26 protein-coding genes and 4 pseudogenes are annotated in these 26,543 nt (G+C 58.2%); 14 read left to right on the top strand and 16 right to left on the bottom strand.

The window, feature by feature from the left end:
- The first annotated feature begins 15 nt into the window (after positions 1-15).
- Complete coding sequence (locus tag J2X71_RS32545; protein WP_113324757.1) at positions 16-219, top strand: hypothetical protein; 204 nt, start codon at positions 16-18, stop codon at positions 217-219.
- Between the two features lie 150 nt (positions 220-369).
- Here J2X71_RS32545 and J2X71_RS32540 read toward each other — a convergent pair whose 3' ends face one another.
- The gene (locus J2X71_RS32540) at positions 370-618 is read right to left on the bottom strand and encodes a hypothetical protein (RefSeq protein WP_162748115.1); all 249 of its coding nucleotides are present in this window, start codon (positions 616-618) and stop codon (positions 370-372) included.
- A 146-nt stretch (positions 619-764) separates the two neighbouring features.
- Between J2X71_RS32540 and J2X71_RS32535 the strand changes: the two genes are divergently transcribed.
- The 3 genes from J2X71_RS32535 (at position 765) to J2X71_RS32525 (ending at position 2,854) form a co-directional block, all read left to right on the top strand.
- Positions 765-932 carry a hypothetical protein gene (locus J2X71_RS32535; protein WP_310388880.1) on the top strand — a complete coding sequence of 56 codons (168 nt, stop codon included), beginning with the start codon at positions 765-767 and terminating at the stop codon, positions 930-932.
- Between the two features lie 303 nt (positions 933-1,235).
- Positions 1,236-2,558, top strand: a complete 1,323-nt coding sequence (locus J2X71_RS32530) for a HipA domain-containing protein (protein ID WP_310388878.1) — start codon at positions 1,236-1,238, stop codon at positions 2,556-2,558.
- A gap of 17 nt (positions 2,559-2,575) precedes the next feature.
- Positions 2,576-2,854 carry a helix-turn-helix transcriptional regulator gene (locus J2X71_RS32525; protein WP_310388876.1) on the top strand — a complete coding sequence of 93 codons (279 nt, stop codon included), beginning with the start codon at positions 2,576-2,578 and terminating at the stop codon, positions 2,852-2,854.
- Between the two features lie 707 nt (positions 2,855-3,561).
- Here the strand turns inward: J2X71_RS32525 and J2X71_RS32520 are convergent.
- A complete protein-coding gene (locus J2X71_RS32520) occupies positions 3,562-5,226 on the bottom strand; it encodes a winged helix-turn-helix domain-containing protein (RefSeq protein WP_310388874.1) in 1,665 nt (554 codons plus the stop codon).
- Positions 5,227-5,256: 30 nt separating this feature from the next.
- Positions 5,257-5,541, bottom strand: a complete 285-nt coding sequence (locus J2X71_RS32515) for a hypothetical protein (RefSeq protein WP_310388872.1) — start codon at positions 5,539-5,541, stop codon at positions 5,257-5,259.
- 1,428 nt (positions 5,542-6,969) lie between these two features.
- Between J2X71_RS32515 and malQ the strand changes: the two are divergent.
- A pseudogene (malQ, locus tag J2X71_RS32510) lies at positions 6,970-8,799 on the top strand (4-alpha-glucanotransferase); the annotation flags it as partial.
- A gap of 680 nt (positions 8,800-9,479) precedes the next feature.
- Here malQ and J2X71_RS38180 read toward each other — a convergent pair.
- Complete coding sequence (locus tag J2X71_RS38180) at positions 9,480-9,704, bottom strand: SPW repeat protein (protein ID WP_405049780.1); 225 nt, start codon at positions 9,702-9,704, stop codon at positions 9,480-9,482.
- Positions 9,705-10,005: 301 nt separating this feature from the next.
- Between J2X71_RS38180 and J2X71_RS32505 the strand changes: the two are divergent.
- A pseudogene (locus J2X71_RS32505) lies at positions 10,006-10,259 on the top strand (amylo-alpha-1,6-glucosidase); the annotation flags it as partial.
- Positions 10,260-10,316: 57 nt separating this feature from the next.
- Here the strand turns inward: J2X71_RS32505 and J2X71_RS32500 are convergent.
- Positions 10,317-10,541 carry a hypothetical protein gene (locus tag J2X71_RS32500; protein ID WP_113322091.1) on the bottom strand — a complete coding sequence of 75 codons (225 nt, stop codon included), beginning with the start codon at positions 10,539-10,541 and terminating at the stop codon, positions 10,317-10,319.
- 214 nt (positions 10,542-10,755) lie between these two features.
- On the opposite strand from J2X71_RS32500, the gene J2X71_RS32495 reads away from it, so the two are divergent.
- The 3 genes from J2X71_RS32495 (at position 10,756) to J2X71_RS32485 (ending at position 12,721) form a co-directional block, all read left to right on the top strand.
- Positions 10,756-11,232: an Hsp20 family protein gene (locus J2X71_RS32495; protein ID WP_310388867.1), complete on the top strand. Its 477-nt coding sequence runs from the start codon at positions 10,756-10,758 to the stop codon at positions 11,230-11,232.
- A gap of 52 nt (positions 11,233-11,284) precedes the next feature.
- Positions 11,285-11,794 carry an Hsp20/alpha crystallin family protein gene (locus J2X71_RS32490; protein ID WP_310388865.1) on the top strand — a complete coding sequence of 170 codons (510 nt, stop codon included), beginning with the start codon at positions 11,285-11,287 and terminating at the stop codon, positions 11,792-11,794.
- Positions 11,795-12,421: 627 nt separating this feature from the next.
- Positions 12,422-12,721 (top strand): DUF982 domain-containing protein, encoded by a 300-nt coding sequence (locus tag J2X71_RS32485; RefSeq protein WP_113186310.1) that lies wholly within the window; start codon positions 12,422-12,424, stop codon positions 12,719-12,721.
- Positions 12,722-13,596: 875 nt separating this feature from the next.
- Here the strand turns inward: J2X71_RS32485 and J2X71_RS32480 are convergent.
- The 4 genes and pseudogenes from J2X71_RS32480 to J2X71_RS32465 form a co-directional block, all read right to left on the bottom strand.
- Positions 13,597-14,010, bottom strand: coding sequence for a type II toxin-antitoxin system VapC family toxin (locus J2X71_RS32480; RefSeq protein ID WP_310388863.1), 414 nt, complete (start codon positions 14,008-14,010; stop codon positions 13,597-13,599).
- Positions 14,007-14,255: a type II toxin-antitoxin system VapB family antitoxin gene (locus J2X71_RS32475; protein WP_310388914.1), complete on the bottom strand. Its 249-nt coding sequence runs from the start codon at positions 14,253-14,255 to the stop codon at positions 14,007-14,009. Before J2X71_RS32475 ends, J2X71_RS32480 begins: the two co-directional genes overlap by 4 nt.
- A gap of 439 nt (positions 14,256-14,694) precedes the next feature.
- Positions 14,695-15,164 (bottom strand): annotated as a pseudogene (locus J2X71_RS32470) (alpha/beta fold hydrolase); the annotation flags it as partial.
- A gap of 40 nt (positions 15,165-15,204) precedes the next feature.
- Entirely contained in the window at positions 15,205-16,098 is an 894-nt protein-coding gene (locus J2X71_RS32465) for an SDR family oxidoreductase (protein WP_113322096.1), read from the bottom strand.
- Positions 16,099-16,238: 140 nt separating this feature from the next.
- Here J2X71_RS32465 and J2X71_RS32460 point away from each other — a divergent pair.
- A pseudogene (locus J2X71_RS32460) lies at positions 16,239-16,552 on the top strand (plasmid stabilization protein).
- A 903-nt stretch (positions 16,553-17,455) separates the two neighbouring features.
- Here the strand turns inward: J2X71_RS32460 and J2X71_RS32455 are convergent.
- From J2X71_RS32455 to J2X71_RS32440, 4 genes are all read right to left on the bottom strand, one after another.
- Entirely contained in the window at positions 17,456-17,731 is a 276-nt protein-coding gene (locus J2X71_RS32455; RefSeq protein WP_113186314.1) for a hypothetical protein, read from the bottom strand.
- 82 nt (positions 17,732-17,813) lie between these two features.
- Positions 17,814-18,194: a DUF6481 family protein gene (locus J2X71_RS32450; RefSeq protein WP_113322098.1), complete on the bottom strand. Its 381-nt coding sequence runs from the start codon at positions 18,192-18,194 to the stop codon at positions 17,814-17,816.
- Positions 18,195-18,223: 29 nt separating this feature from the next.
- Positions 18,224-18,448 (bottom strand): hypothetical protein, encoded by a 225-nt coding sequence (locus tag J2X71_RS32445; RefSeq protein ID WP_113186316.1) that lies wholly within the window; start codon positions 18,446-18,448, stop codon positions 18,224-18,226.
- Between the two features lie 130 nt (positions 18,449-18,578).
- Positions 18,579-18,788: a cold-shock protein gene (locus tag J2X71_RS32440; protein ID WP_113186317.1), complete on the bottom strand. Its 210-nt coding sequence runs from the start codon at positions 18,786-18,788 to the stop codon at positions 18,579-18,581.
- A gap of 942 nt (positions 18,789-19,730) precedes the next feature.
- On the opposite strand from J2X71_RS32440, the gene J2X71_RS32435 reads away from it, so the two are divergent.
- Complete coding sequence (locus J2X71_RS32435) at positions 19,731-20,108, top strand: RT0821/Lpp0805 family surface protein (protein ID WP_310388855.1); 378 nt, start codon at positions 19,731-19,733, stop codon at positions 20,106-20,108.
- A 126-nt stretch (positions 20,109-20,234) separates the two neighbouring features.
- Positions 20,235-20,576: an MBL fold metallo-hydrolase gene (locus J2X71_RS32430; RefSeq protein WP_310388854.1), complete on the top strand. Its 342-nt coding sequence runs from the start codon at positions 20,235-20,237 to the stop codon at positions 20,574-20,576.
- Positions 20,577-20,589: 13 nt separating this feature from the next.
- Here the strand turns inward: J2X71_RS32430 and J2X71_RS32425 are convergent, their stop codons facing one another.
- The 3 genes from J2X71_RS32425 to J2X71_RS32415 form a co-directional block, all read right to left on the bottom strand.
- Positions 20,590-21,264: a transcriptional regulator gene (locus J2X71_RS32425; RefSeq protein WP_310388853.1), complete on the bottom strand. Its 675-nt coding sequence runs from the start codon at positions 21,262-21,264 to the stop codon at positions 20,590-20,592.
- Between the two features lie 740 nt (positions 21,265-22,004).
- On the bottom strand, positions 22,005-23,054 hold the full coding sequence (locus J2X71_RS32420; protein WP_310388911.1) for a class I SAM-dependent methyltransferase: 1,050 nt from the start codon (positions 23,052-23,054) through the stop codon (positions 22,005-22,007).
- Positions 23,055-23,222: 168 nt separating this feature from the next.
- Positions 23,223-24,281: an alpha/beta fold hydrolase gene (locus J2X71_RS32415; RefSeq protein WP_113321489.1), complete on the bottom strand. Its 1,059-nt coding sequence runs from the start codon at positions 24,279-24,281 to the stop codon at positions 23,223-23,225.
- An 81-nt stretch (positions 24,282-24,362) separates the two neighbouring features.
- Between J2X71_RS32415 and J2X71_RS32410 the strand changes: the two genes are divergently transcribed.
- Together J2X71_RS32410 and J2X71_RS32405 are read left to right on the top strand one after the other, a co-directional pair.
- Entirely contained in the window at positions 24,363-24,668 is a 306-nt protein-coding gene (locus J2X71_RS32410) for a hypothetical protein (protein WP_310388850.1), read from the top strand.
- A 976-nt stretch (positions 24,669-25,644) separates the two neighbouring features.
- A complete protein-coding gene (locus J2X71_RS32405) occupies positions 25,645-26,079 on the top strand; it encodes a GNAT family N-acetyltransferase (RefSeq protein WP_310388849.1) in 435 nt (144 codons plus the stop codon).
- Positions 26,080-26,543: the final 464 nt, after the last annotated feature.

Raw genomic sequence — 26,543 nt, 5'->3', positions numbered from 1 at the left:
CTTCGGAGGATTAACATGACCGAAGAAACTTTTGCACAGCTCACCTCAATCAGCCACCAGCTACAGACCAGATCCTACGAGCTTTCGCAGGCGGGTAAGGACCATGACGTAGCAATGATCATGTCGGCGCTGGCTGTGACGATGGATGCGGTTAGATCTCTCGGTGAAGACTTACGCCAACTCACAGGCCCAAAGGGCTTGGGAGCCGAAGGAGAATAGGCGCATTCCTTCATCGTGCGGTTTCCTGCTTTTTGCGCGTGGACCGGTGACCAGTCGAGGAAGACTTCCTGACAAGCAAAAAGGCCGCTGCTTACGCATACGGCCTCAAGCACTAGAGAATTTGGGGCTTCGTGGGCATCCTCCCACGGCCTAGACCAGTTTGGCAGGGGTCTCTTCGATCTCGGATGCTCTTCGATCCGCAAGTAACGAGTTCAAAGCCTGATGTTCCGGGCCAAACGGCCGCTGATTCAAAAACGAATTCACAGGGATTGTCGTTTCATGGCCACCTGACGATGGATTGCCGCGGTGAACGACTACTTCTCTGTCGGTGGCAGTGTCGAAGCCAAGAAACCACTGATCGCCATTCGTGCTTGAAGCAAATTCTCTGAGTTTTTCCACGTCGATGCTCCTTCTGAAGGTAGAAATAGAGCGCGGATCGGGAATTGCGATGAAATACTTTGCTTCGGCTGCAAGGATCACCCCTTGGCAATCGCGAAGTATGCCAGGCGGGGGAACTTCGACGCCTAATCCATGTTGTACTCGGCATGACCGAAACAGAACAAAAAGCCAGCGGAGGGATGATCAAGTTCGTGCTGACGATATTCGTCATCGCGGTCATTCTTGCTGTAGCATATTTGACTTTTTTTACCCCTGGCGAAGTTGAAACCGACCCGAAGGTACCCACCGTACGCGAAGGCGGCCAAGAACCATAACGAACGATGGTTCGAGGTATGTGGATCGGCGTCGGACTGGGCGCCGTTCCCGACCAGACCGTGTTCGACAACATCACGATCGGGTTTGCCTGCGGGTGGGCGACGCGCTGCTCAAATCACTCCCTGTTTACCGACTTACTTGATGATCGTTACTGGCGCTTTCGGACGAGACGGCGCTTAATCCGCTCAAAGGCCCTTCTTGGTCTTGACCATATTCGCCGCTAGCGACATTTATTCAACCCACTTTGATGGGTTGAATAAATTGAAAAAATGCATTATTTGCACCATTGAAAGGGTCAATTAATGCGCCTAACGCTCCAAACCCATTTTGACGGTGAGTGGCATGACGCCGCGACGCTAGAACTCAAGGACGACGCGGCCGGTTTTCAGGGCGCGTCCATAGTTGACTACGATCTCGACTATTTCGTCAATGTGGCCTCAGCGGAGTTTGCGGCCGGAAAGACGGTGCGCGACCATCGCGCCTTGTCCGTCCGTTACCCCGTTGATCTTGAAAATCGATATGGCAGCAGTTGGCCGCCTTTCCTTTTGGATCTCATGCCGCAGGGACATGCAAGGCGAAAGCTTGCCGAGCATCTCAGCCTTGCTGAAGGCTCGCGCGCCTCTGATCTCCCGCTGCTTTTGCGATCGGCAACGGGAGGCATAGGCAATATTCGCGTCAAAGAAGCGGCGGACGCCGAAGCGGAACGGCTGCGCGGTGTTGAGCGCCAAGGGGTGACAGAAGCGGAAATCCTTGAACGGTCAGATCGCTTCATGGAAGTCGCCGACCGCTTTGGAATGCTGGCCTCCGGCTCCAGCGGCCTGCAAGGCGAATGGCCGAAGGTCTCGATGACGCAGGCGAATGACGACCTCTATTATCCCGACAGCTTCGTGACTGATGACGAGGCTGCGCGCCACGTCATCGTCAAGCTGGTACGCAGCAATGAACCCATGGACCGCCTGATTCTTGAAGGCGAGGCCCTCTATTCGCTGATCGCTCAAGAAATCGGTCTTGATGTCAACGAACCCTCGACCTATGCCGAAGGCGTTCTGATCATTCCCCGTTTCGACCGGAAGAAGAGAGACGGCGGCGGCACCGTTCGCCTTGGTCAGGAAAGCCTCGTCTCGGCGATCGGCATTGCTGATTTCGGCTATGTCGGCACGCACGAAGCCTATATCGCCGTTCTGCGCCAATATTCGGCCGATCCCTTCTCGGACGTTGTGGAATACCTGAAGCGCGACATCGCCAATCTGGCGCTCGGCAATCCCGACAATCACGGCCGGAATTCAGCTCTCAGCAAGCACCAGGACGGCACGATCTGCCTGTCTCCGCTCTTCGATTTCGCGCCTATGCGGCTCGCCAGGGAGGGGATCGTTCGCTCCACCCGATGGGCTATGATGCGTGACGGCGGTCGCGATCATCTTCCCGATTGGAAGCGCATTTGTGCCGAACTGATGCCTGATCCTGCAGAGCACAAAACGCTCGCGGCTACGCTTTCCGAGTTTGCCGAACATCTGCGCCAGGCTCCGGCTATGGCGAAAGATTTGAAAGCGTCTCCGGAGATTCTGGACCGTGCGATGGAACGCTGCATCGCGATAACAGACAGCGTTCTGGCGGCGTGCCACTGATGCCGAAAGACAGCTAAATGGCTCGATGGAAGAAACCCACGAAAGAAGAGATTCTCGAAAACCGGCGAACACTTGCGGAGCGTGCTCGAACTGGCGACTTAAGGCTGCCTGAAGCGGTTGTCGAAATCCGTAAGGGACTTGGTTTGACGCAGAATGAATTCGCCAAGACGCTATCGCTCACAAGACGCCAAGTTGCCGAGATCGAAGCCGGGAGCGCGAACCCAACGCTCGAAACTTTAGTGAAAATCGGTCGATTGTTTGGATTTGCTGTGGGGTTTGTTCCAAAGGCGCAATGATGGCTGAATTTTCAGTTTGCCGCATCGATTAAAATTTGTGCTTTAACGGAGTTGGGAATATCGGTTCACTGCCGAATTTGGCCGGGGGATGGCCGAAGACGGGGACTATAACCTTAACGCCGAGCGTTACCCACCAAAAGAAGACGCGGTCTGCCGTCGCCAAACCTGTTCTCGGACAAGCGAGGAACAATTCCTCTTGTGCCTAATTTCGCCCTGCTGACGCGCGCCACCTTTTCGGCACGAAGAAGGGTATCCATTCCAAAGACCACTTTCTTAAGCCGTCGGTGCATTGCGTCCGAGCCGGCGGTTACGGCCAGTTTTGCGCCCATTGCTTTTGGCGCGCTGGATCGCCTGGCTTCCGATGCCGCTAGATGTGGACTCATTCGTCCCGGCTCAGGGCAGCTCGTTCAACCAGACAGTGGCATGCCCGCCCCAGGGACGTCGGGGTCGGCGGGCCTACTTGGCGTTCCTATCCGATGAGGAGCGCAGGCTTAGCCTCGCAAGCAGAGAAGGCTTGGTCAACACCGGGGGCGGAACAAGAAGAGTGACCAAATCATACGCCAAAGCGAACGGACCGGCAACTTATGCGGCGCGCCGTGCCCTAGCCGGAGAGATCGAAATCCGTTCTGCATCCGATGTTCCGCATCCCAGGTGTGGATGCGGGTCAGGTTGACGTGTTCCCAACTAAAGCGGAGCGATCATTTCGATCAAAGCCGGATGGCCGTTTCTTCCTTTGCCCGCTCTAAGAAACGCGGCCGCCAGCCTGTCGTGACAAGCGCCTCATAGTCCGGATGGCTGCGGATACCGTCGAGCGTCCTGTCATGGCGGATCAAGCCTATCATGTCCTCCGAGCTTTGCCGGACATAAACCTCGAGGTACCGCATCGCAGTTTCCTGGTCGCCCGCCATCGAATAGATGCACGCGGTGTTGCAGCAGGTGACGGGATCGTCGGGATCAAGCACCAAAGCCCTCCGGGTCCATGCGAAGGCTTCTGGCAGCCGTCCGAGGTGGACTAGCGCAACGGCGCCGCGGGACAACGGTGCGGGATTTTCGGGCTGCAGGACCGCAGCCCGTTCGGCTAGTTCAAGCGTCAGCTGTGCCCAAACCAGTTTTTCCGATGTGGCGAGGTCGACTTCGCCGAGGACGAAATAGGGACCAAGATAGTCGTCGGGCCGCAGCTGCGCCGCCTCGAAGAAATGCGCCTTAGCGATCTCGTGCTCTCCCTCCATCCGGGCGAGAAAGCCTGCGAACAGGCGCGCCTCATAGCAGGTGGGGTCGATGGCAAGCGCCTTCGAATAAGCCGCCCGCCCCTCTTCGAGCCGCCCGAGACGCTGGAAAGCAAGGCCTCGCGTGACGTGGGCCTCGGCGAGACTCGGGTCAAGCGCCAATGCCTTGTCCGCCAAGGCAAGAATCGACTGCGGCGTCTCACTGCCCGCGAGCCATTCCAGAAGGAAACAATCGCAAAGGGCAGCCGCCGAATGCGCCCTGGCGAAGGCCGGGTCAAGCTCTACGGCCTGCATGAACATCCGGCGGGCGACGAGCAGATATTCCTTGGACCAGTGGCGGGCGAGCTGCCAGCCGTGGCGATAGTAAGTATATGCTTCCATGTTCTCGGTGCGGGAAAGCTGGAGGGCGCGCCGGTCCTCCGGCAGAAGCTCCAATTCCAGATGACGCACCGTCGCCCCGGTAATCTCGTCCTGGATGGCGAAGACATCGGAGAGATAGCGGTCGAAACGGTCGGCCCACAGAATCGTGCCGGAGAGCACGTCGACAAGCCGGGCGGACACGCGCAGGCGCTCCCCCGCCAGCCGAACGCTGCCGTCCACCGCATAGCGAACGCCCAACGCCTCGGCGGCCTCGTTCGCGGAAGCGGCCGGCTCGGCGGATCGCGAAAGGGGAGAGATAACGGTCAACTGCCGGCTACGCGTCAGTGCCGTCGCGATATCCTCCGTCAGCCCTTCGGCGAACCAGTAATGCTCCCGGTCGCTCGCCAGCGGCCGGAAGGGCAGCACCGCGATGGAAGGCTTTTCGGACTGGCGCGCCGGAAGCCGGCTGCGACTCTGAATGTTCTCGGCATCGACTATATAGCCACGGCGGGGTACCGTGCGAATGAAACCTTCGGCCGCGGCGCCAAGCGCTCCACGAATATCCTTCAGGCACTGGCTTAGCGAGTCGTCGGTGACGATCGATGTTGGCCAGACGGCAGCAATCAGTTCTTCCTTGTCGAGGACCCGGCCCGGATTTTCTAGCAGATAGGCGAGTAGGGCTAGGGACTTCGGCCGCAGTGCGACATCCTCTTTGCCGCGCTGCAAACGCCCGCGGCCGAGATCGAGGCTGTGGCCTGCGAATTCGTAAATACGTTCGGGTCTCATCCCACTCCTCCCATATGGCGAAAATACACCTCAGCCATCCAGGCGGAAATAGTCGAACGTCACCGTTTTTTCCGGAAGAAGCGGCCGGGCAAGAGTATCCCATTCTACCCGGCGTACCTTGCGGTAGATGCCAATATCGCCGAGGTGCTGGTCACTCAGCCGGGAAAAGGCTTCGAGAGCCTCTGCGTCCGTCACGCGTATTGCGGGCTCGACGTCTGCCTTTTCGGGCCGAGAGATCAGACGCTTGAGAAGTCCGATCATCGTCTGGAAAACGGTGGCCGAGAAAACTGCCTTATCGATGCGCAGATAAGCCATGGGTCGCGCTCCATTCGTTTCGAATGGACGAAGGCTCCCACGTACATGCCGCGAAGTCCGGAAGGTTTGAGGAAATTCGGCTGAATTCTGCCTGAAGACGTTGGGTGGGTAGGTTGGTCGAGAAGCATTATCAAAAGCTGGAAAAACCCACAGATAGGCGGGAACTTTCCGCCGTACGCGCGGTTCGAGGAATAGATTGTGCGGCGACCCTCTTTTGTGTCGACTGACCTTCAATGGTGCTGTGCGGTCCGCCTCTTTGCGTGGAACCTCTCGCGCCCCTCTCGGTTAAAGCACCTCGGTACGGTTGAGGTGCTGAACATGCCACTTTTTTATTTCCACGTGCGTAAGGATGGATTGCTCGAGAAGGATTCAGAGGGAATTGAACTCGACTCACTTGAAGGCGGAAGAGGAAGCAAATTCGGGGGCAAGGGAGATTCTGGCGGGAAAGTTGCTGGCTGGTGAGGTCGTTGACGGCCAATCCTTCGCCATTACATCCGAAGTTGGCCACGTCCTGCGCGAGACCCCATTCAAATCCGTGTTGAAGCTCGACTAACACCGATCGGATTACATCCGATTTCCTTACTTGTCTGGGCACCCGATGTTTCGTTCATATTTTATGCCGGCCCCACGTTTCCTCTCCCCATAGCGCGTCCCCTGGACCGCTAGCCCGGAGACGGGGGGGCGGTACCATCTGCTGGCTCTTCATCGCATACTCATGCTGGGCCTGTGAAGGTGTAAACGAGTGGAAGACGTGGGTTCTGACAGTTTTCAGTTTGGTCTAAAAGCGCTGCTGGATAAGCATCCGGAACTCAGGCCCTGCGTGCCATGGCACGCAATTTGACAGAGTTAATAGAGACATATGGCGATGCCTTGCGGTTCAAAGAGAAATACCTGACCGACGGTGAAGATCACCAGATGATCCTTGCCCACTATATGAGCGTATGCAGCGAATTGGAGGAGCATCTCCTGTCCAGCCTCATCTCCAACATGAGGCAGAAGCCTCGCCGGAATTAACACGGCCGACGATTTCTCTCTAAGCCGCCGGAAAAAAGGCGCAATCAGCAAGGGACATCACGGCTGTGAATGTCGCGCCGTTGCCAGGTGACTCTGGCTTCGAGTTTTGATTGCCGTGGCGAGATGCGTGAGGGACCGAGCGCTCGCATCTGTATTGATGCTGCGAAGGCCCATCGCGCGGAACAAGTGATAGATTTCCACGTCTACAGATTGGGATCGCGCGGAGGGGGCTAACGCCCCTTTTAGCCTAGGCCACCCTCTGGGCAGTCGTGCGGTCCCACATGGCTTGTCGTCACGGCAAGGCAAGCCTGCCGGTTCACGGCGGTAGCGTCAGCGTCTTCGCGCCGATGCTTTGTGAGAAAGTGGGGCGCCATGGTGCAGGAACGAAGCATGTCTGACACGCCCCTATCCGGCCTGAACGGAAGCGCGCTCGATCAACTGGCGCTTGAGCATGGTATTGATCTGAAGCGTCCAACGCCCAACGGACAGACGGTGGAAATTTCTGATGACACCAAGCGAAAGCTTCTGCACGCCTTGAATGTGCAGCCCGGCAGTCAAGCTCGCGGCCCCGATGACCGGAACATCAAGCGAAACATCTTTCAAACGGCGACTAGATGCTTCATTCCCAATTTCTTGTCGAGCGAACGGGTTTGGGGCGTAAGTCTTCAACTCTATGAACTGCGATCTCAGCGAAACTGGGGGATTGGTGATTTTGAGGACCTGCGGGTCATAATTGATCTGGTCGCTTCGCTGGGCGGTGACTTTGTCGGATTAAACCCGCTGCACGCTCCATTTCTTGCTGACGCAGGACGATGCAGTCCCTATGAACCGTCCAGCCGGCTATTCCTCAACCCACTTTATATTGCGGTGGAAAAGCTGCCCGGCTTCCAATCGGATGCCGACCACCAAACGGCGATCGCCGCTTTGCGCGACACCGATCTCGTCGCATATGAGGCCGTCGCATCGGCCAAGCTTTCCGCGTTGCGAACGATATGGGCGCGTTGGAAAAGCGCTGATGCGGCTGATTTCACGGTGGCGGAATTTGAAGCGTTCGTCCGAAATGGCGACGTCACGCTTCGACGTCACGCGCTTTTTGAGGCTCTGTCGGCGCAGATGACGCAAAGCGGCTTTTCGGCAGGCTGGCACTCCTGGCCAAAGGAGTTTCAGGATCCGAATGCGCTGGCGGTCGGTTCATTCGCCGCCGAGAATGACGATGACATCCGCTTTCATCTCTGGCTTCAATGGGTCACGCATCGCCAGCTTTCGCAAGCCGCCGCGCATGCTCAAACATCTGGCTTGCGGATTGGACTTTATCTCGATCTCGCTGTCGGCGAGGCTCTGGACGGTTCAGCAACATGGAGCGACCGCGAGGTCTATCTTACGGACGTGACCATCGGCAGCCCGCCTGATCCGTTCGCGCCGGACGGTCAGGACTGGCATCTTGCAGCGTTTCAGCCTTCGCGGATCGCTTCTGGTGAGGCCCCGCCGTTCCAGCGGATGGTAAAAGCGGCAATGCATTATGCCGGCGCCATCAGGATCGACCATGCCGCGGCCCTGCGCCGGCTTTTCCTGGTCCCTGTCGATGGAACGCCGGCCGACGGCGCTTATGTCAGTTATCCGCAGGACGACCTGATCCGGATCCTGGCAGAAACATCCGCCCAGCATCGCTGCCTTGTCATCGGTGAGGATCTGGGATTGCTACCTCAGGGACTTCAGCACGATCTGGCGGCGGCAAACATCCTGTCCTATCGAATTCTCTCCTATGAACGTGATGATGCAGGCTTCAAGGCAGCAGTCGACTACCCGGCTCTCGCTCTCGCCTGCATATCGACGCATGACCATCAGACGCTGACGGGCTGGTGGCGCGGCGCCGATATCGCCTTACGTGCCGAACACGGGATTGTTTCGCCGGAACTGACGCGACAGCATGAGAATGAGCGCCACGCGGAACGCCAGCAGCTGATCCAAGCGATTGGCAATTCGAACTCCGATATCTTAACCGAGACCCCGTCGGCATCCGCCCTGGACGACATGACCATCCGGGCGCATCGGTTTATCGCCGAGACGCCGAGCATCCTGGCGGCTGTTCGTCTCGCCGACCTGACCAACGAAAAGCGACCAACCAATGTCCCGGGTACGAGCAGTAGTTACCCCAACTGGCAACCGAAACTTTCGGTGTCGATCGAGAGGCTGTCTGCCCTTCCCTCCGTGAGGGGGATTTCGGACACGATGAACAAGGGTCGGCAGGTGAGCCTGTCGGACCGTGTTCGGAATTTCGGCCATCATGGCAAGCAGCACTCGCAGGAAACATCCAGCTTGTCCAACCGACCTGGGGCGGTGAGCGACGCAACCGACAAGACGGATGCCCAAAAGCTCGACGCGATCGTCGAGAAATACGCCGACAAAATTCCACGGCCTTTGGGTCGTTTTGTCAGATGGCTGAGAAAGCCTGAGCTGCGATGGCTCCGCCTGGGAGCCGGCATCTTGTTTGTTCTCTTCGGGTTCGTCGGGTTTCTCCCCATCCTTGGTTTCTGGATGGTGCCGTTGGGTTTGATCATCCTTGCACAGGACAGCAAGTTTTTGCAGCGCCCGACCTTGAAGGCGATCACCTGGCTCGAAGCGAAACTGGCGAAGTAGAAACCGGGGCATGATTGGATCGTCCGAGGATTCGACGATCGCAGCGAGAAAGGCTGCAGCGTCGTGCCGCAGTTGCGCCACGGTTGCTGGCTCTTCGGTCTCTGACTGCCGGTCCTTGTGGGAAAGATTGGTCGGAGGATCCTCCGCCAGGGCCGCAAGGTTTTGTACATAGCATTGCTGGCCGAGACAGGGTCATGGGAACCGGTAGAGACAGCCAACCCATTAAGGTGGAACAGGCGAATGCTCGTGATTGGTGGCAGCACCAGCGGCGTCACTGGCATGCCTGTTTAGCGCCGGTCCAATCGGTGAGTGGCGACACCACGCGCACTGCGTCCCAAGAGGCATATTAACGACACGGACATCGCCACGATACCCACCACTATATGCGAGATCAACGGATCTGAGAGATGGTCGAAGTTAACGATCCAGGGCGCGGCCGTGATCCAGGCACCAAGGCCGAGACAGACACGCTCTATCGTCGGCCAAATATCTGTGGCAGCGATTGATGCCATGATGACCAGTACCATGCCCGAAATGAGCGCGTGTGCGAAACCGATTGATGTTGTGCCATAATCCAGTACGAAGGGGCAGCAGCACAATACCGCTCCGGCAATCGCGCTCAGGGTGTGGAGTCGTGGAAGTAGTGATCCTTGTTCCTCGGTTTTTCGCATGACGACCTCAGAAAGGCTGTTGCGAAGAACAGATTTGGGACGCCGATTTTTCGAATTCAAGTCCGCCTTAAGACTGCAATTTGCCATTCGTGCAAACGGGCCGTGACCTCCCGGTAAATAGCTGATCGCCGGCGGGGAAATCCTGCCGCGCATACGCGCGCAGAGACCGACCTTCTATGCGGTCGCCTGCTCGCCGCAGGCATTGGCTGCGCCTTTGTCGTTATTGCAGTTATGCTTCGGTCTCGAGTTCGAACCGGACGCCTCAGCTTGAACGAGCCGCGCCTTTGGAGCTTCCTCGACGAGGTCACGGAGCGGCACCTGCTGATAGGCAGGGGTTTGGCCGACATTGCCATTCGACGCTCCGGTCGCAATGTCGTGGTGGCCGTGATCGAAAGGGCGATATCCGCGGGCTCACGACCGCATGACCGGTTGGGCGGCCAAGCCCCGGCAACGTCATTTGTCCTGCTCTTCCTCGTCGGCGGAGAGCAGATCGATGAGCACGGCAATCCTGCCTGTCGGCAGACGGCGACCTTCGCCAAACAATGCTTCGTCGTTGTTGGCCCACGCGAATGCTTCGGCGAGTTCGGCCTGGGTCGCACCTGTCGCGATGACTTCAGCCACCAGAGTTTCGTCGGCAGGCCCAAGGATGGCGATGACGTCGCCTGAAATCATTGTCATGGCCACTTTCTCCTCTCTCTAACTCGGCTGAGATAGGTGACGCTTCGGAAAGATTCAATCTTTACACCGGAAAATTCCACTTCCCTTGAAATTCTAATACACTGAATTATATCAATATTAGTCGATTCCTAATCGGGATTGACACAGGTCCAGGAGGCGCCGGTCGCTCTTGGCGTCTCCTTATATCCATGTTGCTTATAAGGAGGATATGGCTATGAGGACAAACCTCGATTTCTCACCCCTATTCCGGTCAAGCATAGGCTTTGACCGTATGTTCGAAGCGCTTGAGGCTGCAAGCCGCGCCGAGACGAGCGATAGTTGGCCGCCTTACGATATCGTCAAAGCTGGCGAGAATGATTACCGCATTGTCATGGCAGTGGCGGGATTCTCACAGGACGAACTGACGATGACCCAAGAGCAGAACATGCTCATCGTCTCGGGACAGAAGGCAAGTGCCGATGACCTCCAATATCTGCATCGCGGCATCGGTAGCGGCTCGTTCCAACGTCGCTTTGAACTCGCCGACCACGTGAGGGTCGTGAGTGCGGGTTTAGTCAACGGTCTGCTGACCATCGATCTCAGGCGCGAAATCCCTCAAGAGATGAAGCCGCGTCAGATCGAGATCCGAACCGGCCAGACAATGCCGAAGGTCGCGGCCCAGCAGATCGAGGGCAAGCAGCAGGCGGCTTAAGCCTTCGCAGCAGAAAAGTCTTGCCAACGAACCCACAGAAAGGAGAAAAAACATGAGTGTTCGTGATCTGATCCCCTGGGGCCGCAATAATGGCGCCCAGGTGCCAAGTCTCTTACGCGATGACGACCGTGATCCCTTCCTGTCGCTTCATCGCGAGGTGAACCGTCTATTCGATGACGTCTTCCGCGGCTTTGGTTCCGGCCTGCCATCTTTCGGCAACACCTCCGTCTTCGGAGGTGGGTGGCCAAGCGTCGAAATCTCCAACACCGACAAGGAGATCAAGGTGACGGCCGAAGTCCCCGGCCTAGAAGAGAAGGACATCGAGGTCTTGCTCAATGAGGGCGTGTTGACGCTAAAGGGCGAAAAGCGCTCCGAGAGCGAGGACAAGGATCGGCAGTTCTCCGAACGCTACTACGGCCGCTTCGAGCGTCGCATTCCGCTTGGTGTCGAGCTCGACGAAGATCAGGTCGAGGCCACCTTCAGGAACGGCGTGTTGACCGTCACCTTGCCGAAGACCGAGAAGGCGCAGTCGCAGGTCAGGCGCATCGCCATCAAGAGCTGATCGAAACGAACGCGCGGCGCCGGCCATCTGGCGGCCGGCGCGCATCCCTCGCCTAGATGGGGAGGACAAATGATGGAGTTTGGCAGACACAGATAACGAGAGAATAGCAACGGCTTCCGGTTTGCGCGTCTCGAGCGATAGTCGGCGGGGGCATCCTTGTTTCGGGGCACCCACTATCCCCGATAACGCGGTTACCCGGGTCTTCAACCGTCGCGCTCGGTGACAATGACAGGGACCGCGCGGACGAAGGGCCGGTGGCTTGTTTTCGGCCGGCGCAGCGTGCCATATCGAAGATTTGATGGCCGACACGGGACGTGCCGACGATGGCGGGCAGCGATTACCAACCAGAGACCACAGCGTGCCCACGACGGATGGCGTCGGCGAATGTGCCCCCCAATCGCCATCCCGCCACTACCAACGGCACCGAGTGCTCCAACGTCTCGACCAAGATCGTCGCTCGCTGGGCCGGCTGACTCGCCACTGCGAATTTCCTCCAGAATGGATTCGGCATCTGACAAATTTTCATGGAGGATGTATTGAAACGAAAAAACCGGGAAAGTAAATTTTGAGCGGCGCCGGATTCCGGCGTCGTCCTTGTTGATCACCAATGTTTTCAGTGAGGTAGCAATGAACGCCAACTTTAATCGTCCCGTCTATCTGAAGGAACGGGAAGGCTTGATTCGAGAGATATTGTCTCTGGCGGACGCTATCGATTTTCTCGAAAACTGGCCGGAGAACGCCCGAGATTTCGTCCATGAGGCGACCATCAAGACCTGCTACATGGCCCATGATGGACATAAGCCGCTTGAGGTAGCACGCGATGCCGTTCGGGCATTCGGGAATAAGAAGGGTATCTTGATGAAGCAGCCTGCGGTTCAGCCGTGGATGATCAAGACGCCAACCGGTGGTGGCCGCGTTTCACCCTAAGACAGCAGGCGATGGGGAGGCCGTTTATGCGGCCTCTCTAATATAACGCAGCGATCAGGATGAGACGCGCCTCACCTTGGTTGCCGCCGCGCACGCTGGCTATGCCCGACATCAGCCATGCAAGACGCCGAAGCAAATGCAGCTCGCCAACGCATTCTGTCGATTTCTCGAGTTGCCCCAGACACTTGAATAGGATGGCCCGACACCATCGAACTCTCTAAGCTCAAAATTGCAACAACCGATCATTTGCCCGTCCTCGCCGGCCTGAACGACGGTGGAGTCAGTGAAAAGGACTGCCTAGCTCGCGGTTGGGCAAACGACGCACCGCTAAGGCAGCGATTCACGTTTTAGCCTCGGACTTCCGGATTCAGCCCACGGGCGAGAACTGAAGTCAGCCACACGACAAGACCCCCAAGGAAAAGCGAGCGATTCTCCCCAAAATCGCACAGCGTAGCGCATAGCGAGAACATGGACCGGCATCCAAAAGCATTGGTCCAGATTCCCGTGCCGAGACCTGAAAGTTAAAAACCTACGCTGTTGGTATTGCCAAACAGCACCGACGCGGTCCCGCCCGAGCCAGCATGTTCTGCACCATATCCATTCCTACTATGCTTATAATCCCTATACCCACAGCGCGCATGACAGCTGACCAACGTCGAGGCAAAGCATCGTAGGCCACCGCGGCATACCCGGTGACGGCGGGTGCGACCTTGCGGCTAAGAGCACGCTGGCGAGGCCACTAGTATGTCCCGGCTCTGGATGGGCCGCACGACAGAAGTCTGACGCGGACCAGATGGCTTGAACTGGGCCAGAAGCTCGATCAGCGATTCGGCGTCGCGGGCGTGACGGGCAATCAGAGACTGGAATAGGAACGGTCAGAAGTCCCACGGGCACAGGAGATCGAGACCCGTCGTTTCGAAATCCTTGAGATTGCGTGTGGCCAGGCGCCCGCCATTCACTCGAGCGACTGCAGCGATCATTCCATCAGGTGCTGACATTGCGCGCCCTCGACGAATCGCCTCCGCCATGATTTCCCCATAAGCGAGGGCGGCTTCTTCCGTCAGCCCAAAGATCCGATCGGCAAACCGACGACGCCACTCCGCCAGACCCTGCTCCAGACGATCGGCCCGCTGGTCGGGCCTAATCTTCTGGATACCGAAAGCGATCTCGGCGATTGTCACAGTTGGCAGCGCCAGTTCCGCATCGAACCGAACCAGCCAAGCCATGACAGCTTCGCCTGGAGCCCTCCTTAAAGTTTCGGAGACGACGTTGGTGTCGAGAAATATCAAACCTCGATGCCTCGATGAGGAGGACGGTTTTCACGGATCACGGCATCCAGATCAATGTCTGTGGCAGCTTGCGCGTTTACACGCAAATAGAAACTAGAAGCAGGCTCGCGCCCCGCCTCGCGGGTCTCGTAGGCTTCAAGCGCGCGTTCAACCACTTCGGCAATCGAACGATTTTCACGGCGCGCTAACCTGTGAGCCAGATCCCTTGCCTTTGAGCTTCGGACAGAGAGTTGTGGTGCGGCCATTTGTGGTGGTTCTCCTTTTAGCCAGATATAAGCCAACAATCGGCTGCCATCAAGATGGCGCCTGATGGCTTGCCGTCAATCAGATTAAGACATCCAAGCCCGGCACTGCCGAGGCAGAATTGAACCACTGAATGCCGATGCCCTCTGCAAATCTCAATTGCGGCTCCACGCCATCACTCTGGGAAGGCGACGACGCTTCAACGGGGATCTAGAACTACGCCGCCAAAGCTCCTCCACATGGCCATACATCATCGGCCTACCTCATGGCACGTGAAAGGCCGACAGCCGCTGGCGTCGAGAAATTTGCCTTTGGCCGGGAGCATACGAGGACCACGCGCCTCCTGGATTGGACTGGATGACGCCGAGGCCGTTATCGGTGAGAGCACGTGTTTGCATTTGAGGAGCGGAACGCCATGTCCGATCGACCGGTTCGCTGGTCAAGGCCCTTGCGGCCCCGATCGGTATGGAAATAGTATTGATACCAGTCGCGCGTCTCCCGATCGGGCAAACCCGGATTGACGGCGCCAACGATGTCCTGGCTGCTGTAGGTAGCCCCGGCGCTGGCCAGTCCCAGCCCCCTTTCCGGCCATGCGCGGCAACAATGCAGGCGGCGCGGCCAGCCCAGTCGTATCCTCCAAGGATCGCCTTTTCGATCGACAGGCTGTCCATCAGTGCCAACAAATCGGCGCCCAGTGCCGCCTGCTCCCCGGAGCGCGGCGTTTCTTGCGACAGAAACCGGGTCTGGCCATACCCTCGCAAGAAAGGCACGATGCAACGGCTTCCCGATGTCGAGAGGGTCATCGCAACGTCGTCATAGGGAAAGCCATGAAGCAGGATCGTTGGCGTGCCATCCGCTGGACCTGACTCGTAATAGGCAATATTCAGGACACCCGCGGAGACATGTATCAAAGCTGGTACGTGCGACATGCTCACTTAAAAGTCGTTCCGATCAGGCGACGCCTTTGCCGCCGGTGACACCGTAAACCTCGCCGTTGATGAAGCTCGCTTCCTGAGAGGCGAGGAGCACAAAGACGGGAGCCAGCTCGACCGGCTGGCCAGGACGACCAAAATCACTGTCCTTGCCGAAGTTCTTGACCTTCTCGTCTGGCTGGCCGCCACTCGGCTGGAGAACTGTCCAAACTGGGCCCGGTGCGACAACATTGGCGCGAATGCCACGTTCGATCAGTTGCTTGGCGAGCGCTTTCGTATACGCCACGATACCAGCCTTGGTCGTGGCGTAGTCGAGCAGGATCGGAGACGGCTGGTAGGCTTGGATAGAAGCTGTCGTGATCACCGCCGCTCCTGCTGGCATATGACGAACCGCAGCCTGTGCAATCCAGTGGAGCGCATAGAGATTGGTCTTCATCGTTTTATCGAAATCTTCGCTGGAGAGATCTTCGATCTTCTCGCGATATTGCTGCCGGCCGGCATTGACGACGAGAATGTCGAGACCGCCCAGCCGTGAAACGGCTTTCTCGACCAGTTCACGGCACCATGCTTCGTCCTTGATGTCACCCGGCAGGGCGAGCGATGTGCGGCCTTCGGCTTCGATAAGGCCGATCACCTCTTTGGCATCCGCTTCTTCATCCGGGAGGTAGGCGATGGCGACATCGGCGCCCTCGCGAGCAAAAGCGATGGCCGCGGCACGCCCGATGCCGGAATCCCCGCCCGTGACGAGGGCTTTGCGGCCCGTGAGCCTTCCCGATCCCCGATAGCTTTGCTCACCGTGATCCGGCACGGGATCCATCTTGCGGGCGAGGCCAGGCGCCTGCTGCGGCTGGACCGGAAAAGGGGGCGCGGGATAGAGATCGCGAGGATCGTTCAAGAAGGTTTTGTCGCTCATGATGACACCTGATGCTTTCGCAAAATTGCGCGATAATGACTGTCTGCGAACGCCCGTTTGCTCCTTTGGTTCCTGTAAGCCCTCCGGTGGAGCAAACTTTCTGAACCTTCGTTCGTCCTTATTATCGAAGGAGGAATGTCATGCGCCGTGGTGACAAGTCCAATCACACAGACAAGCAGGAACGCGGGCGGACCACATTGCCGAAGTTACGAAGACCGCGGCGGATCCGGGAAGGAGGCCGAGCGCCCAGCCTGGGCGACTGTCAACAAGGATGATGGCGGTGGCAAGGAGGCTGGCGGTTCAGGGCAAGGCAAGCATACCTCCCGCAGGCCACAAAGCCGGCGAGAAAGGCGGCAAAGCTCCAGCGTCGCAATCGGCCGCAGACCGTTCGGCTTCGGCAAAGAAGGCGGCGGCGACGCGGAAGCGGAACGCCGAGCACCGCGTTCATCATTGATGAACCACATGATCATGCGCGAGGTCACGAGCGTGGCGATGCCGTCGAACACCATCCGAGGTCCCTCGCAAGAAACAGCTCACATGGCGGCTCAGCCAGGCCCAGGTCATACCGAGCGCGGACGGGCCTCTCCGACAGGCAACCGCGCCTTCTAATTGATTTCGTTGAGGCCAACGTCGATCAAACGCTCACGATCGCCAACCCTGGCGCGCGGGGCGGGGGCCAGCACTTCGCATCGTCGCATGGCTTCAAGCAAGCGATGGGCATCGCCCGCGACGGAGGGAGGGCGACGTGAGTGCTAGCGAAGTAGCCCTTTCGGCCGGCTTCTCGCACCAATCCCACATGGCACGATGGATGAGGTGCGAGGTCGGATACCGCTGTCGAGGCGAATTCAGCCCAAGAGCCTTTAGAAGCTCTTAAGATGGCCCCTGCGATCGATCGTTACCAATTACGCGATGCCGGTTATGACCGGCTCACAGCTTGCAGACGAGATCCGGCACGTGGCACCTAGTGCTGGCCACCGGGTATGCCGAACTGCCGGAAGGGGCGACACAACTATGGTCAGGCTCGCCAAGCCCTTTACCCAAGTGCAGCTTGCGGCCCGTTGGCGGGAGCTATGCATCGACGTGGTTGAACTCGGGAGCATGCAGTCGCTTGAGAAAGGCCTGTTTGGGCTCGTGAGACTCGATCTGACCGCCCTTATTGATGCTAGAAGATCCGACCGACCGAATTGTGTGCCAGCACGATGAGGCAAGCGGCGCCTCATCGTCGTGACGTGGCCTAGCATCGGCTTGTCTGGGACTCGATAGGCTTGTTCAGAGTTCATGAGATCGCCGGCGACCACCCTCGAGGACAAGGCCCCGCGAAACCTGTGCCAACTTGGTCCGTGGGCACCAAGCGGGGTCACGCACGGTCGTAGGTAAATGACGTCAGCAGGGTGGTGACGAAATTGCTCGCCCGTTCCTTGACCAGAACCTCAGTCCATTCATCGGTTCCGCGAAGCCTTAGATCCGTATAGATGCTGTCGACAGCTGCTTCTTCGATCCGCTTAATATGCGTCTTGAACGCGGCTTCCCCGCCGGCATGATACATGTCGCGGATGACCATGCGCAAGATCTCCTGGATCGCGATCTGCCAGGCAGTGTTGATCGCCTGAAGCTCCTTCGTATCGGGTGCCATCGGAGGCTCCTGTGGTGTGAGTGAGAACCTTCAGCGAGTCGCGATGAGACGGCGTCGGCAGCTCGGATCATCGAGCGGAAGGCTAAGCTTGTCTCGCTTTACGGTTGGCATAACGACGGTCGCGTTCAGCCTTTCGCGCCGCCTCATCCTCGATCACCCGCGCTATCCGGGCGTTCTCGGCTGCGACGCGGGCTTCGTTTGCGCCTTGAGCTACCGCGTCCGCGGCGGCTTGTTGCTCGCTGGCTTCCGCATTCCGCCGTTCCTGCTCTGCGAGCTTGAGCCGGTCGCGCTCCTGGCGCCTTTGTTCCCTGGCGGAAGCGGCAGCGAGGCGCTCAGCCTCTCTTGTCGCTCGCAGAGGCTCGGCTGCAGCCCTTGCAGCGCGATAGGCATTGAGAAGAGCTGTCTTGGCATCCGCCGCTGCGGCGCGCCGATCTGATAGCTCTTTGTTTCGTGCGTTTTTCAAATTTTCGTCCTGGATTGTGTTGCTTGGGATCAGCGCGCTCTGGCGCGTTTTGCAAGAAGCGCGGACGTTGCTGACGCTCGGTCCTGAAGTTCTTTCGAAAGGCGCGCCTCGCGAAGCCGCAATGTCTTCGCCTCCCGTGCAAGAACAAAGGCGTCGAGTTCTTCGACTGCTTTATCCTTGGCGAAGAACTGCTTTTGGACGTCGCCAAAGGCAACCTCCGCCCGCTGGCGGGATTTGCTGTATGTCTCTGTCATGGGAGTTCCGATCCGGATGGGCTCGCTGGAAGGCGATAAACAAAAAGCCAGGCAAATTGCCTGGCCTCGTTTCGATAAGTTGCTTCAACCAGTGCCAGTACATCCGTGGTCAAAGGGAAGCAGTGTTTAATCAAGCCGACTGGAGATTGCAGGCTGACATTTTGCCCGACTTGTTGTCACGCTCAAGATCGAAGCCGATCTTTTGCCCTTCCACGAGTTCGCGCATTCCGGCGCGCTCGACAGCAGAGATATGAACGAACGCATCGGCGCCGCCATTGTCGGGCTGAATGAAGCCGAAGCCCTTGGTGGAATTAAACCATTTAACTGTGCCAGTGGTCATGAGAACCCTTTCATAGCAATAGAGGAACCACAACGCCAAAGCGCTGCGGAAGATAGCGATTTTTGAAAGAGGGGTTCGTTCAAGGCGCGTTGCCAATCGCGCGGTAACCAAAGCTCAGCAAGCAAATATCGATGTCTTGTTCAATAGGCCAAAGGGTCCTCGTCGTCAACAGATTTCGAGCGGGATAGACTTCCGACTTAGTCACTCTGAATCTGCTTCCGGCCGAGGTACAGTGACATTGCCCAGACTGCACTCCTTCACCGTGCCCTACCTGCCCTACCCTCAGGGCATAGTCGGCCCTCTAAGAAGACCCAGGGTTCAAAGCGTACGCGTTGAAGCGGACGCGCGGCCTTTGCGAGTGCTGCCGCACACCAGCGCCCTTCACGACCGCTCCGGGCGATGATTATCCTACGTCATAGGGAGAAGCTTGCCGACGGCGGCAGCGATAGAGTTCAGAATGCTTGCGATTTGTCCGAACTGCCACAGGGCGCTTCACCATGTTAGCTATGGAGCCGAACGAGCTGATCTCGTTTGCGAGCTCAATTCACAGCTCATTCGTGAATAATCGTTGATCCGCTAACCCATCGTTTGCTGTACCGCGCGCCAAACGGTGATATCGACCCGTCCTGGCAGGCTGCTTGGGGTCGTACCTCGCGATATTCTGCGTGCTTCATCGATATTGACGGAAACGCGAAAAATCTGCACGGCATGGGCATTCGCGCAGGTAAGGATCAGTGGCGACCTGTCGTCCTTGAAGTCGCTCTGTCAAAAAATCAAGTTTCGCCAATGCCCCAAAGGGCCAGTCTTTGTCAGCGTTTGCGCAAGAAGCGGCGGCTGCGGCGCTGCCGGAGCATTCTCCGGCAAAGGCAATCACTGAAACCTCGCCAGAACGTGAACTATAAGTAACTTGAAATACTAAAAGCAAAACGCTTTATCGGGGCGATGAATCCGAAGCACTTCATCTCGGCCATAGGCATCGCGGCTTTAACGGCATGCTCACATATCGAGCCGCTCGAGACGCCCCTCGCCCAATCAGCAATCCCGCACCAGGCGCCCTTGACCGATCAAGCGGTGATCGCAGATACAGTCGGTCGCAGTGCTGTCGGCGCAACTGCGCTCGCTTGGGCCAACCCATCGACAGGCAGCACGGGCGTTATCGAACAGATCGATCCCGGTAACGATGGACCGGACGGCTGTCGCGGATTTGTAACCAGTCGGCAATCGCTCGACGGTATGGCGCGCTTCAACGGCGTAGCTTGCCCGTCTGGGAACAGTTGGAAACTTGGTGGGCAGTATCCAACCCCTGCCCTAGCTCCTTGAATATAGCACGACGCCCAGTTCGTACTGCCGAACGACGGCAAGGTCTTCGGTGTCGGACACTCTCCAGAGGAAACTGGTGAAGTACTCAAAGCAGCAGGTGCGCCCTCCGATACCGTCACGCTGAGCGTGGACGCGTTGTTGGTGAAAGCGCCAAAGCGCGTGATCCTGATCGATACTGGGGTTGGCGGGGCGCTGCAGCAGTCCCTCGCTCAGGCAGGCACCAAACCGGAAGAGGTTACCGACATTCTGATAACCCATTCGCATCCCGACCACATGGGCGGCCTCGTTAAGGGCGGGAAGTTGGCCTTCCCCAAGGCAACAATCCGCATGTCCTCGGCGGAATGGGCATTCGCCAAGAAGAACGCCCAGCTTGCGAATATCGTCAAGGTGATCGACAGAAACGTGAAGACCCTTCAAGCCGGGCGGGGTGAAAACCCTGCAGGAAGTGGCCGGGCGTTCGGCGATTGACCGGCTGCTTATATCAATCGAGCTTGAGCCGTTTGCGCAGATCGGCATTTTCGGCGCGCAGTTTTTCAGACAGGAGCTTGCGCAATCGTTGATTCTCCTCTTCCAACTGCAAGAGATCTGCCATCTCATCGATCACCGTCATCGGCACGGCCGAGGCTGTCTGCACAGCCTTTGCGGCACGGCTCACACGTCCACGTTTGTTACTGGAGGCAGCTTCGATCACCTTTGCCTTACGACCTCTCCTTTTCTCGCCAACGGCGCCGGTCGGAGCAGCTGATGGCTCTGCCGTTGCGTCAGTTGATGCCGTTTCGAGTGCCGCGGCCTTCTTGGCGCGGGGTTTGCGCTGTTTCTTCGGCGCATCGGACGTTTCGACAACGGTCAGTACGTCGGCATTTGTGATCGTATCAGTCTCGTCGGCCATGCCCATCTCCTGCGTCATTGATTCAGTTGTCGACGTCCCGGAAAGCGGTGTCAACAACGACTCGGCCTGATCTCGCTCCGGTAAAGACACCTCGCGGTCGGATTTGCCACTCTGAGAGATGCCTGAGAGATATGGGATTGCCTCTCTCTCAATATCGCGAGCAACGGATTTTAGATCCATGTTGCCCCAGATCGAGTTTGACCTGGAATCGAGTTTTCGCCTGCCGGTTTTGTACTCGACCGCAAAATTGCGTTGCACTTTTTTCAATATAAAAAGCCTTGGAGAATCCACGGGATGGTTTGGTGATATGCTGGGACATTCGCAATACCGATTACCGGACTACCAGTCCATAGTCACCTCCGATGCTGCCGCACAATTCCGCAGCGGTGTGGCTGACCGAACGCGGTTAAGGTCGTAACGCTTGACGCTACGAGGTGCACGGTCTTGAAGCGATCGGAGACGGCGACGCCTTACTCAAACGAGCTAAGCGCTTGATAGGGCGAACGTCGAGACATAACGTCCATTTATGAAACCCACACGCGGTCGAGAGCTGGCGCTGGCTTCCAGGCCAGCGCCAGCCCGACCAAAAGCTTCCAATTCGTGATCACGGGGAAGACCACAGTGGCGAAGAGTTGGTGGGAATTTTGCGTCGAGGTTCCAAAAGACACTCGAATCTATTCCTTGCTTCAAAGAGCGACGGCGACATCGAAGTGAAAACTCCTGGCAGCCAAACACCTCCAGCGTCACGATGACGAGGCAGTTTATCATGCGAACACAAAATGTCCGAAACGGCGTGGTCGTCCGTACACTCGAAGCCGATCAAACTGCAGACTAAGCGTTTATGCTGATAAGGCGTTGCCGAAGCAGTGTATCACGCCCTGAAGCGGTCGAAGGCGGTCAGCCCTCGCTTCGCCCTGCAGGGAATCTAAGGAACACCGGACTTTGCGGTCGATCGCTTTAACGCCCGAGATTGCGCGTCCTTCTGGCCGTAGACGGCGACCCCGACATTAAGTTGCCTCGAGAATCATGTTGAGGGGCGTCTGGGCCGCCCGTCGAACATGGGTGAAACCGCCCGACCGGATCACGTCGGACAAACGTTGTTCTCCTGCCTGCGCACCAAGCGCGAGACCTGTCTCCTGAGCAAGCGAGGTCGGAACGCAGATCATCGTCGAGGCGGAGTAATAGAGCCGTCCCACTGGGTTGATATTCTCCTCCAGCGTATCCCCGGCCATGGGCTCCACGACCATCCAAGTGCCGCCGTTCTTCAGTGCACGTCGGATATGAGCCGCCGCGCCGTTCGGATCGCCCATGTCGTGCAGGCAGTCGAAGCAGGTGATAAAATCGAAATCGCGACCCTCGAAATCCTGCGCCCGGCCGACTTCGAAATGGACATTCGTCAATCCGTGCGCCTGGACATGCGCAGTCGCAGCGGCAATCGAGCCCGGATGGAAGTCGTAGCCCGTAAACCGCGAGTCTGGGAACGCCTGCGCCATCAAGATCGTCGATAGACCATGCCCGCATCCGACGTCGGCCACCTTCACGCCCTTCTTCAGTTTGTCGACGACGCCGTCGAGCGCCGGCAGCCAATCCTGCACAAGCGCATTGACGTAACCAGGGCGGAAGAGCCGCGCGACGGCACAGGACATGCAGCCAGCCTGATCGCCCCAGGCCACACCCCTACCGGTCTTGAAGGCGGCCTGTACCTTCGGCTGGTTCTCCACCATCGCAGCGGCGGTATCGAACGCGCCGATCAGATTGGCCGGGCTGTCCGGTGCGGCAAACACGAGAGATTGCTCGGGCGTCAGCGAGAAGCGCCCCTGCTCGTAATGCACATACCCCGAAGCCGCCTGGGCTGCCAGCCACTCGCGCACATAGCGCGGCGCACAGCCCGCAGCCTCGGCGAGTTCGTCGGCCTTCGCTGGGCCGATCTCCCTGAGGGTCGCATATAGCCCGAGCGCATCTCCGATCCGTACCAGCGGCACGCTGACTGCGCCGCCAAGATCGCCGAGGACCCGGCCCACCAGCTCATTGAGAGCTGTTTCGTTGAGTTCCGACATCTCGCATTCCTCCTCATCCTTGGACGGCGTCTTGCCATCCGTGACGCCGAGGATGGAACAAGTCGCCTCCAGGAACATGAGGCGATCGTCCCGCAGCGGCGAACAATCCCGCTGATTGGAGGGACATACGTCCCGTCCGCCGCACAGAGAGCAGCTAGCTGTCGGGGACTAATTGGAGAGCGCGATGACGATCGCCTGCGAGCGGCTATGCACCCCGAGTTTGCCGAAGATCACCGATAGCTGATTTCGTACGGTTTTGACGCTCTTGCCGAGCCGTTCTGCGATCGCCCGGTTGTCGAGACCTTCCGCCACGAGGTCGAGAAGGGCCGCCTCGGCGGGTGTGAGATCCGCCTCACTGATGGCGCGCGGTCGTACGGGGCTGTCCTGCCCGAGAAAAGCAGCGAGTTCTGCCTGAAATACGCTCCATGCGGGCTCATCTGGCAAGAGCACGTGGTTCTTGCTCTCTAACGGCACGAAGCTGGCGCCTGGAATTGCAGCGGCAAGCTTGCAGCCCTGGTCGAACGGCACGCGCACGTCGCCACGGCTATGAGCGATCAATGTCGGTACACGAAGCATCGTCGCAAGCTGCAGCACATCGATCCCCTGCATTTGCCAAAGCAATTGCGCTGCAACCTCAGGAGTCGCAGTCAGGCGCTCCAGATCACCCCACCAGCGATGCTGTTCAGGCGTGCCGTCGGGGATGAAAAGGTTGGTGAAAAATTGACAAAAGGCTGGATTGTCTCGTCCCCAGCCGATGCGAACGAAATTGACAAGTGTTTCGGCTTCCAGCCGCTCGGCCTCAGTCTGAGCTCTCGTCCTGGCACCCTGGCCATACGCGTTTAGGAGAACCAGATGCGAGACCCGCTCCGGATACCTCAGCGCATACACGATAGCGAGTGCGCCGCCCTGTGAAAGACCGAGGAGAACGAAGCGCGGGTCCTCGATCGAAGCAGCCACGGCATCAAGGTCGGCGTGCCACGCGTCGAGCGAAAGGTCAGATACATGCCGGTCCGACAGGCCGCAGCCGCGCGGGTCGTAGCGTACAAAACGGTTCCGGGCAGACATCGCCCGGAGCCAGGGCCGCCAGACCGGGCTCTCGAGATCATAGTCGACGTGGCTGAGCCAATGCGCCGCCCGCAGGATCACCTGGCCTTGTCCACAAGACGCGACGGCGATGCGGGTGCCGTCGGCGGAGGTACAAAACCGTATGGTCTGGCTGAGTTTCATCCGCCGAGAATATCGTACGGAACGGTCGCATAACAGACCTATCCTCTCCCCATCAATTGGTGCCCCCAACGGTCAAATGCTATGCTTGGAAAGCCGGTAGCGAGTTTCGATCAGGGCGTACCCAATCTTGCTCCTCGATCAACCAAATACTGGGCGAGCCTGATCAAGCGCCGGGTGTTCGGCGTGGAGAAGACGAGCGACCTTTTAAGGTTCGGGGAGCATGTCTGGCTGCTCGACTTTGCACCGGCCTCCTACGTCTACAGGATGATCGTTCCCTTCGGGATATCGCTTTCCGTCGCGACCCTATATCTTGTTTTCGGGATATTGCTGGCGCTGTGGCGGCTTTTCTCCGGCGTCGCGATGCTGGCTGCAAAGATTATGTCGTAGGTGTCTGCAAGTCCTCAGCTGCGACGCCACCGCCTCGGGCACGCAATTCCGGGCCGAGTGGCTTATCCACCGGCGCAAGCCGAGGTGACATCCAGGATCTTGAGGAGGCGAACGCCGGGCTTGAGCGTTCAAGAGAGCGAGGTCCTCGCGTCGGCCAGGGGCGGTCCGATTGCAACCGATCCACGTGATACCGAAGAAACACTGAGAAAGCGCGACGAAAATAAGTCGGAACTTTTCGCCGGAGATGCGATTAGATATCCGGATCGTGCGGCGAACCGTCACTGTGATGGATCCCTTCAAAGCCCTGGCGGTCGTTGCGCGGTCCACCTCCACAAATTTCTTCTTCGGTCTTGGAACTTTATCGTACACCAAGAATTTGGGCGTCCGGATCACGTGGCGCTTTCGTCTTTACCGGATCACATGCAGCACATGGTGCGTCGCGCGATCCACCAACCGGCATCACGGCTGTGGATGTCACGCCGTTGTCACGGGATTCGGGTGTTGAATCGTGATTACCGTGACAGAGGCGTGTCGGGACGGAGCATGAGGAGCTTGCATCTGTTTGAGTTGCAAGCCTATTTCCCGCAACGATCGACAGATTTCCACGTCTACAATTTGGGATCGCGCGAAGGGCAGACCCTCTTTCGACCCAGGCGCCTACGGCCCAGCGCGCGGTCCCACCAAGCCTGTCGCTACGTTTATCAAGCCTTAACTGCGAGAAAATTGTGATTTCGGCGAGGATATTTTTGGGTAGTATCAGGATCGGAGGCAACCCAATCGATGATGGTGTTAGAGCGCTGTGTATTGGAGCGACAAACATTTACATGTGCGGCATGATCCGATTTTCGGGCGGCAGTCGGTCGCTTCCGTTGTATTCCCTTCGACATTGACTCCGTGGCAGTTTTCATTGCGCGACTGTTTGCGTCATCAACCGGCAAGGCCGCGAGCCGGCGGCGGGAATTTTGGAAGGCATCAATTGGCAGGCACCCTTTTAACCCCGCTTAACGACTACCGCATCGAACCCCACCTCCCGAGCGTTGACGATTACCTGCGCCTGCGCGAGGCCTCCGGCCTTAGCCCTTTCTCGAAAGAGGCGGCCGAAAAGGGGCTGCCCAATTCTATCTTTGGCGTCTGCCTGATGAGCGGCGGCGCGGTCATCGGCATGGGTCGAATCATCGGCGACGGGGGCTGCTTCTTTCAGGTGACCGACATCGCGATCATGCCCGAGCACCGGGGAAGAGGGCTCGGCAAGATGATCATGGCAGCACTGATGGACCATATCGAGAGCAAGCTGCCAAAGACCGCCTATGTCAGTCTGATCGCCGACGTGCCGGCAAACCGGCTCTATCAACAGTTCGGTTTCACTGAAACCGCGCCGCGCTCGGTGGGTATGGCGAAGAAAGTTTCTTGACAGGCCGGTGGAGTGTCAAAGATGCGGCTTGACGATTTCCTCGTTGATCTTGAGGGAATGAGGAAGCCGGCGAGAAATCCGACGTCAGCCGGAACACGATGCATCGCCGTACGGACGAGATTGTCGGCCCCTTGTTTCACCTCGGACGCCACCTGCCCTGTCGTCGCACTGCAGACCTGCCTCAACTTGACAAGAACGCACACAGCCCGCTCCTCCGGCGAGTTACAGGTGGAGGCTAGGATGTCGGGGCCAATCGCCTTCTCGATCAGGAAGTTGCACGCCTCGCCAACAAGGGCAGCCTCGGCGGTCGGCGTGCGCCCCGATTCTCCCGAAACAGAGCGCCTGGAAAAATTCTACGGCAATCAGCTGAAAATTTGCATTTCATTTGTTCTCCGTTTTCCGCAAGCGCGTCGAGCCTGAGCAGCGCGAGCTCTGCGCTGTTGATCCCGAGTTCCTGCGGAACA

The sequence above is a fragment of the Rhizobium sp. 1399 genome (genome assembly GCF_031455475.1).
Taxonomy (GTDB): Bacteria; Pseudomonadota; Alphaproteobacteria; order Rhizobiales; family Rhizobiaceae; genus Rhizobium.
The sequence above is the reverse complement of the archived record's forward strand: the minus strand, read 5'-3'. Positions and strand labels throughout refer to the sequence as shown.

Coding starts and splice junctions, on each gene's coding strand:
- J2X71_RS32495 (WP_310388867.1), top strand. CDS start 10,756: ATGAGGACAAACCTCGATTTCTCACCCCTATTCCGGTCAAGCATAGGC.
- J2X71_RS32500 (WP_113322091.1), bottom strand. CDS start 10,541: ATGACAATGATTTCAGGCGACGTCATCGCCATCCTTGGGCCTGCCGAC.
- J2X71_RS32410 (WP_310388850.1), top strand. CDS start 24,363: ATGCTTGGAAAGCCGGTAGCGAGTTTCGATCAGGGCGTACCCAATCTT.
- J2X71_RS32420 (WP_310388911.1), bottom strand. CDS start 23,054: ATGTCGGAACTCAACGAAACAGCTCTCAATGAGCTGGTGGGCCGGGTC.
- J2X71_RS32465 (WP_113322096.1), bottom strand. CDS start 16,098: ATGAGCGACAAAACCTTCTTGAACGATCCTCGCGATCTCTATCCCGCG.
- J2X71_RS32440 (WP_113186317.1), bottom strand. CDS start 18,788: ATGACCACTGGCACAGTTAAATGGTTTAATTCCACCAAGGGCTTCGGC.
- J2X71_RS32415 (WP_113321489.1), bottom strand. CDS start 24,281: ATGAAACTCAGCCAGACCATACGGTTTTGTACCTCCGCCGACGGCACC.
- J2X71_RS32485 (WP_113186310.1), top strand. CDS start 12,422: ATGAACGCCAACTTTAATCGTCCCGTCTATCTGAAGGAACGGGAAGGC.
- J2X71_RS32455 (WP_113186314.1), bottom strand. CDS start 17,731: ATGGCACCCGATACGAAGGAGCTTCAGGCGATCAACACTGCCTGGCAG.
- J2X71_RS32535 (WP_310388880.1), top strand. CDS start 765: ATGACCGAAACAGAACAAAAAGCCAGCGGAGGGATGATCAAGTTCGTG.
- J2X71_RS32545 (WP_113324757.1), top strand. CDS start 16: ATGACCGAAGAAACTTTTGCACAGCTCACCTCAATCAGCCACCAGCTA.
- J2X71_RS32445 (WP_113186316.1), bottom strand. CDS start 18,448: ATGACAGAGACATACAGCAAATCCCGCCAGCGGGCGGAGGTTGCCTTT.
- J2X71_RS32515 (WP_310388872.1), bottom strand. CDS start 5,541: ATGGCTTATCTGCGCATCGATAAGGCAGTTTTCTCGGCCACCGTTTTC.
- J2X71_RS38180 (WP_405049780.1), bottom strand. CDS start 9,704: ATGGCATCAATCGCTGCCACAGATATTTGGCCGACGATAGAGCGTGTC.
- J2X71_RS32475 (WP_310388914.1), bottom strand. CDS start 14,255: ATGGCCGCACCACAACTCTCTGTCCGAAGCTCAAAGGCAAGGGATCTG.
- J2X71_RS32435 (WP_310388855.1), top strand. CDS start 19,731: ATGAATCCGAAGCACTTCATCTCGGCCATAGGCATCGCGGCTTTAACG.
- J2X71_RS32490 (WP_310388865.1), top strand. CDS start 11,285: ATGAGTGTTCGTGATCTGATCCCCTGGGGCCGCAATAATGGCGCCCAG.
- J2X71_RS32530 (WP_310388878.1), top strand. CDS start 1,236: ATGCGCCTAACGCTCCAAACCCATTTTGACGGTGAGTGGCATGACGCC.
- J2X71_RS32525 (WP_310388876.1), top strand. CDS start 2,576: ATGGCTCGATGGAAGAAACCCACGAAAGAAGAGATTCTCGAAAACCGG.
- J2X71_RS32520 (WP_310388874.1), bottom strand. CDS start 5,226: ATGAGACCCGAACGTATTTACGAATTCGCAGGCCACAGCCTCGATCTC.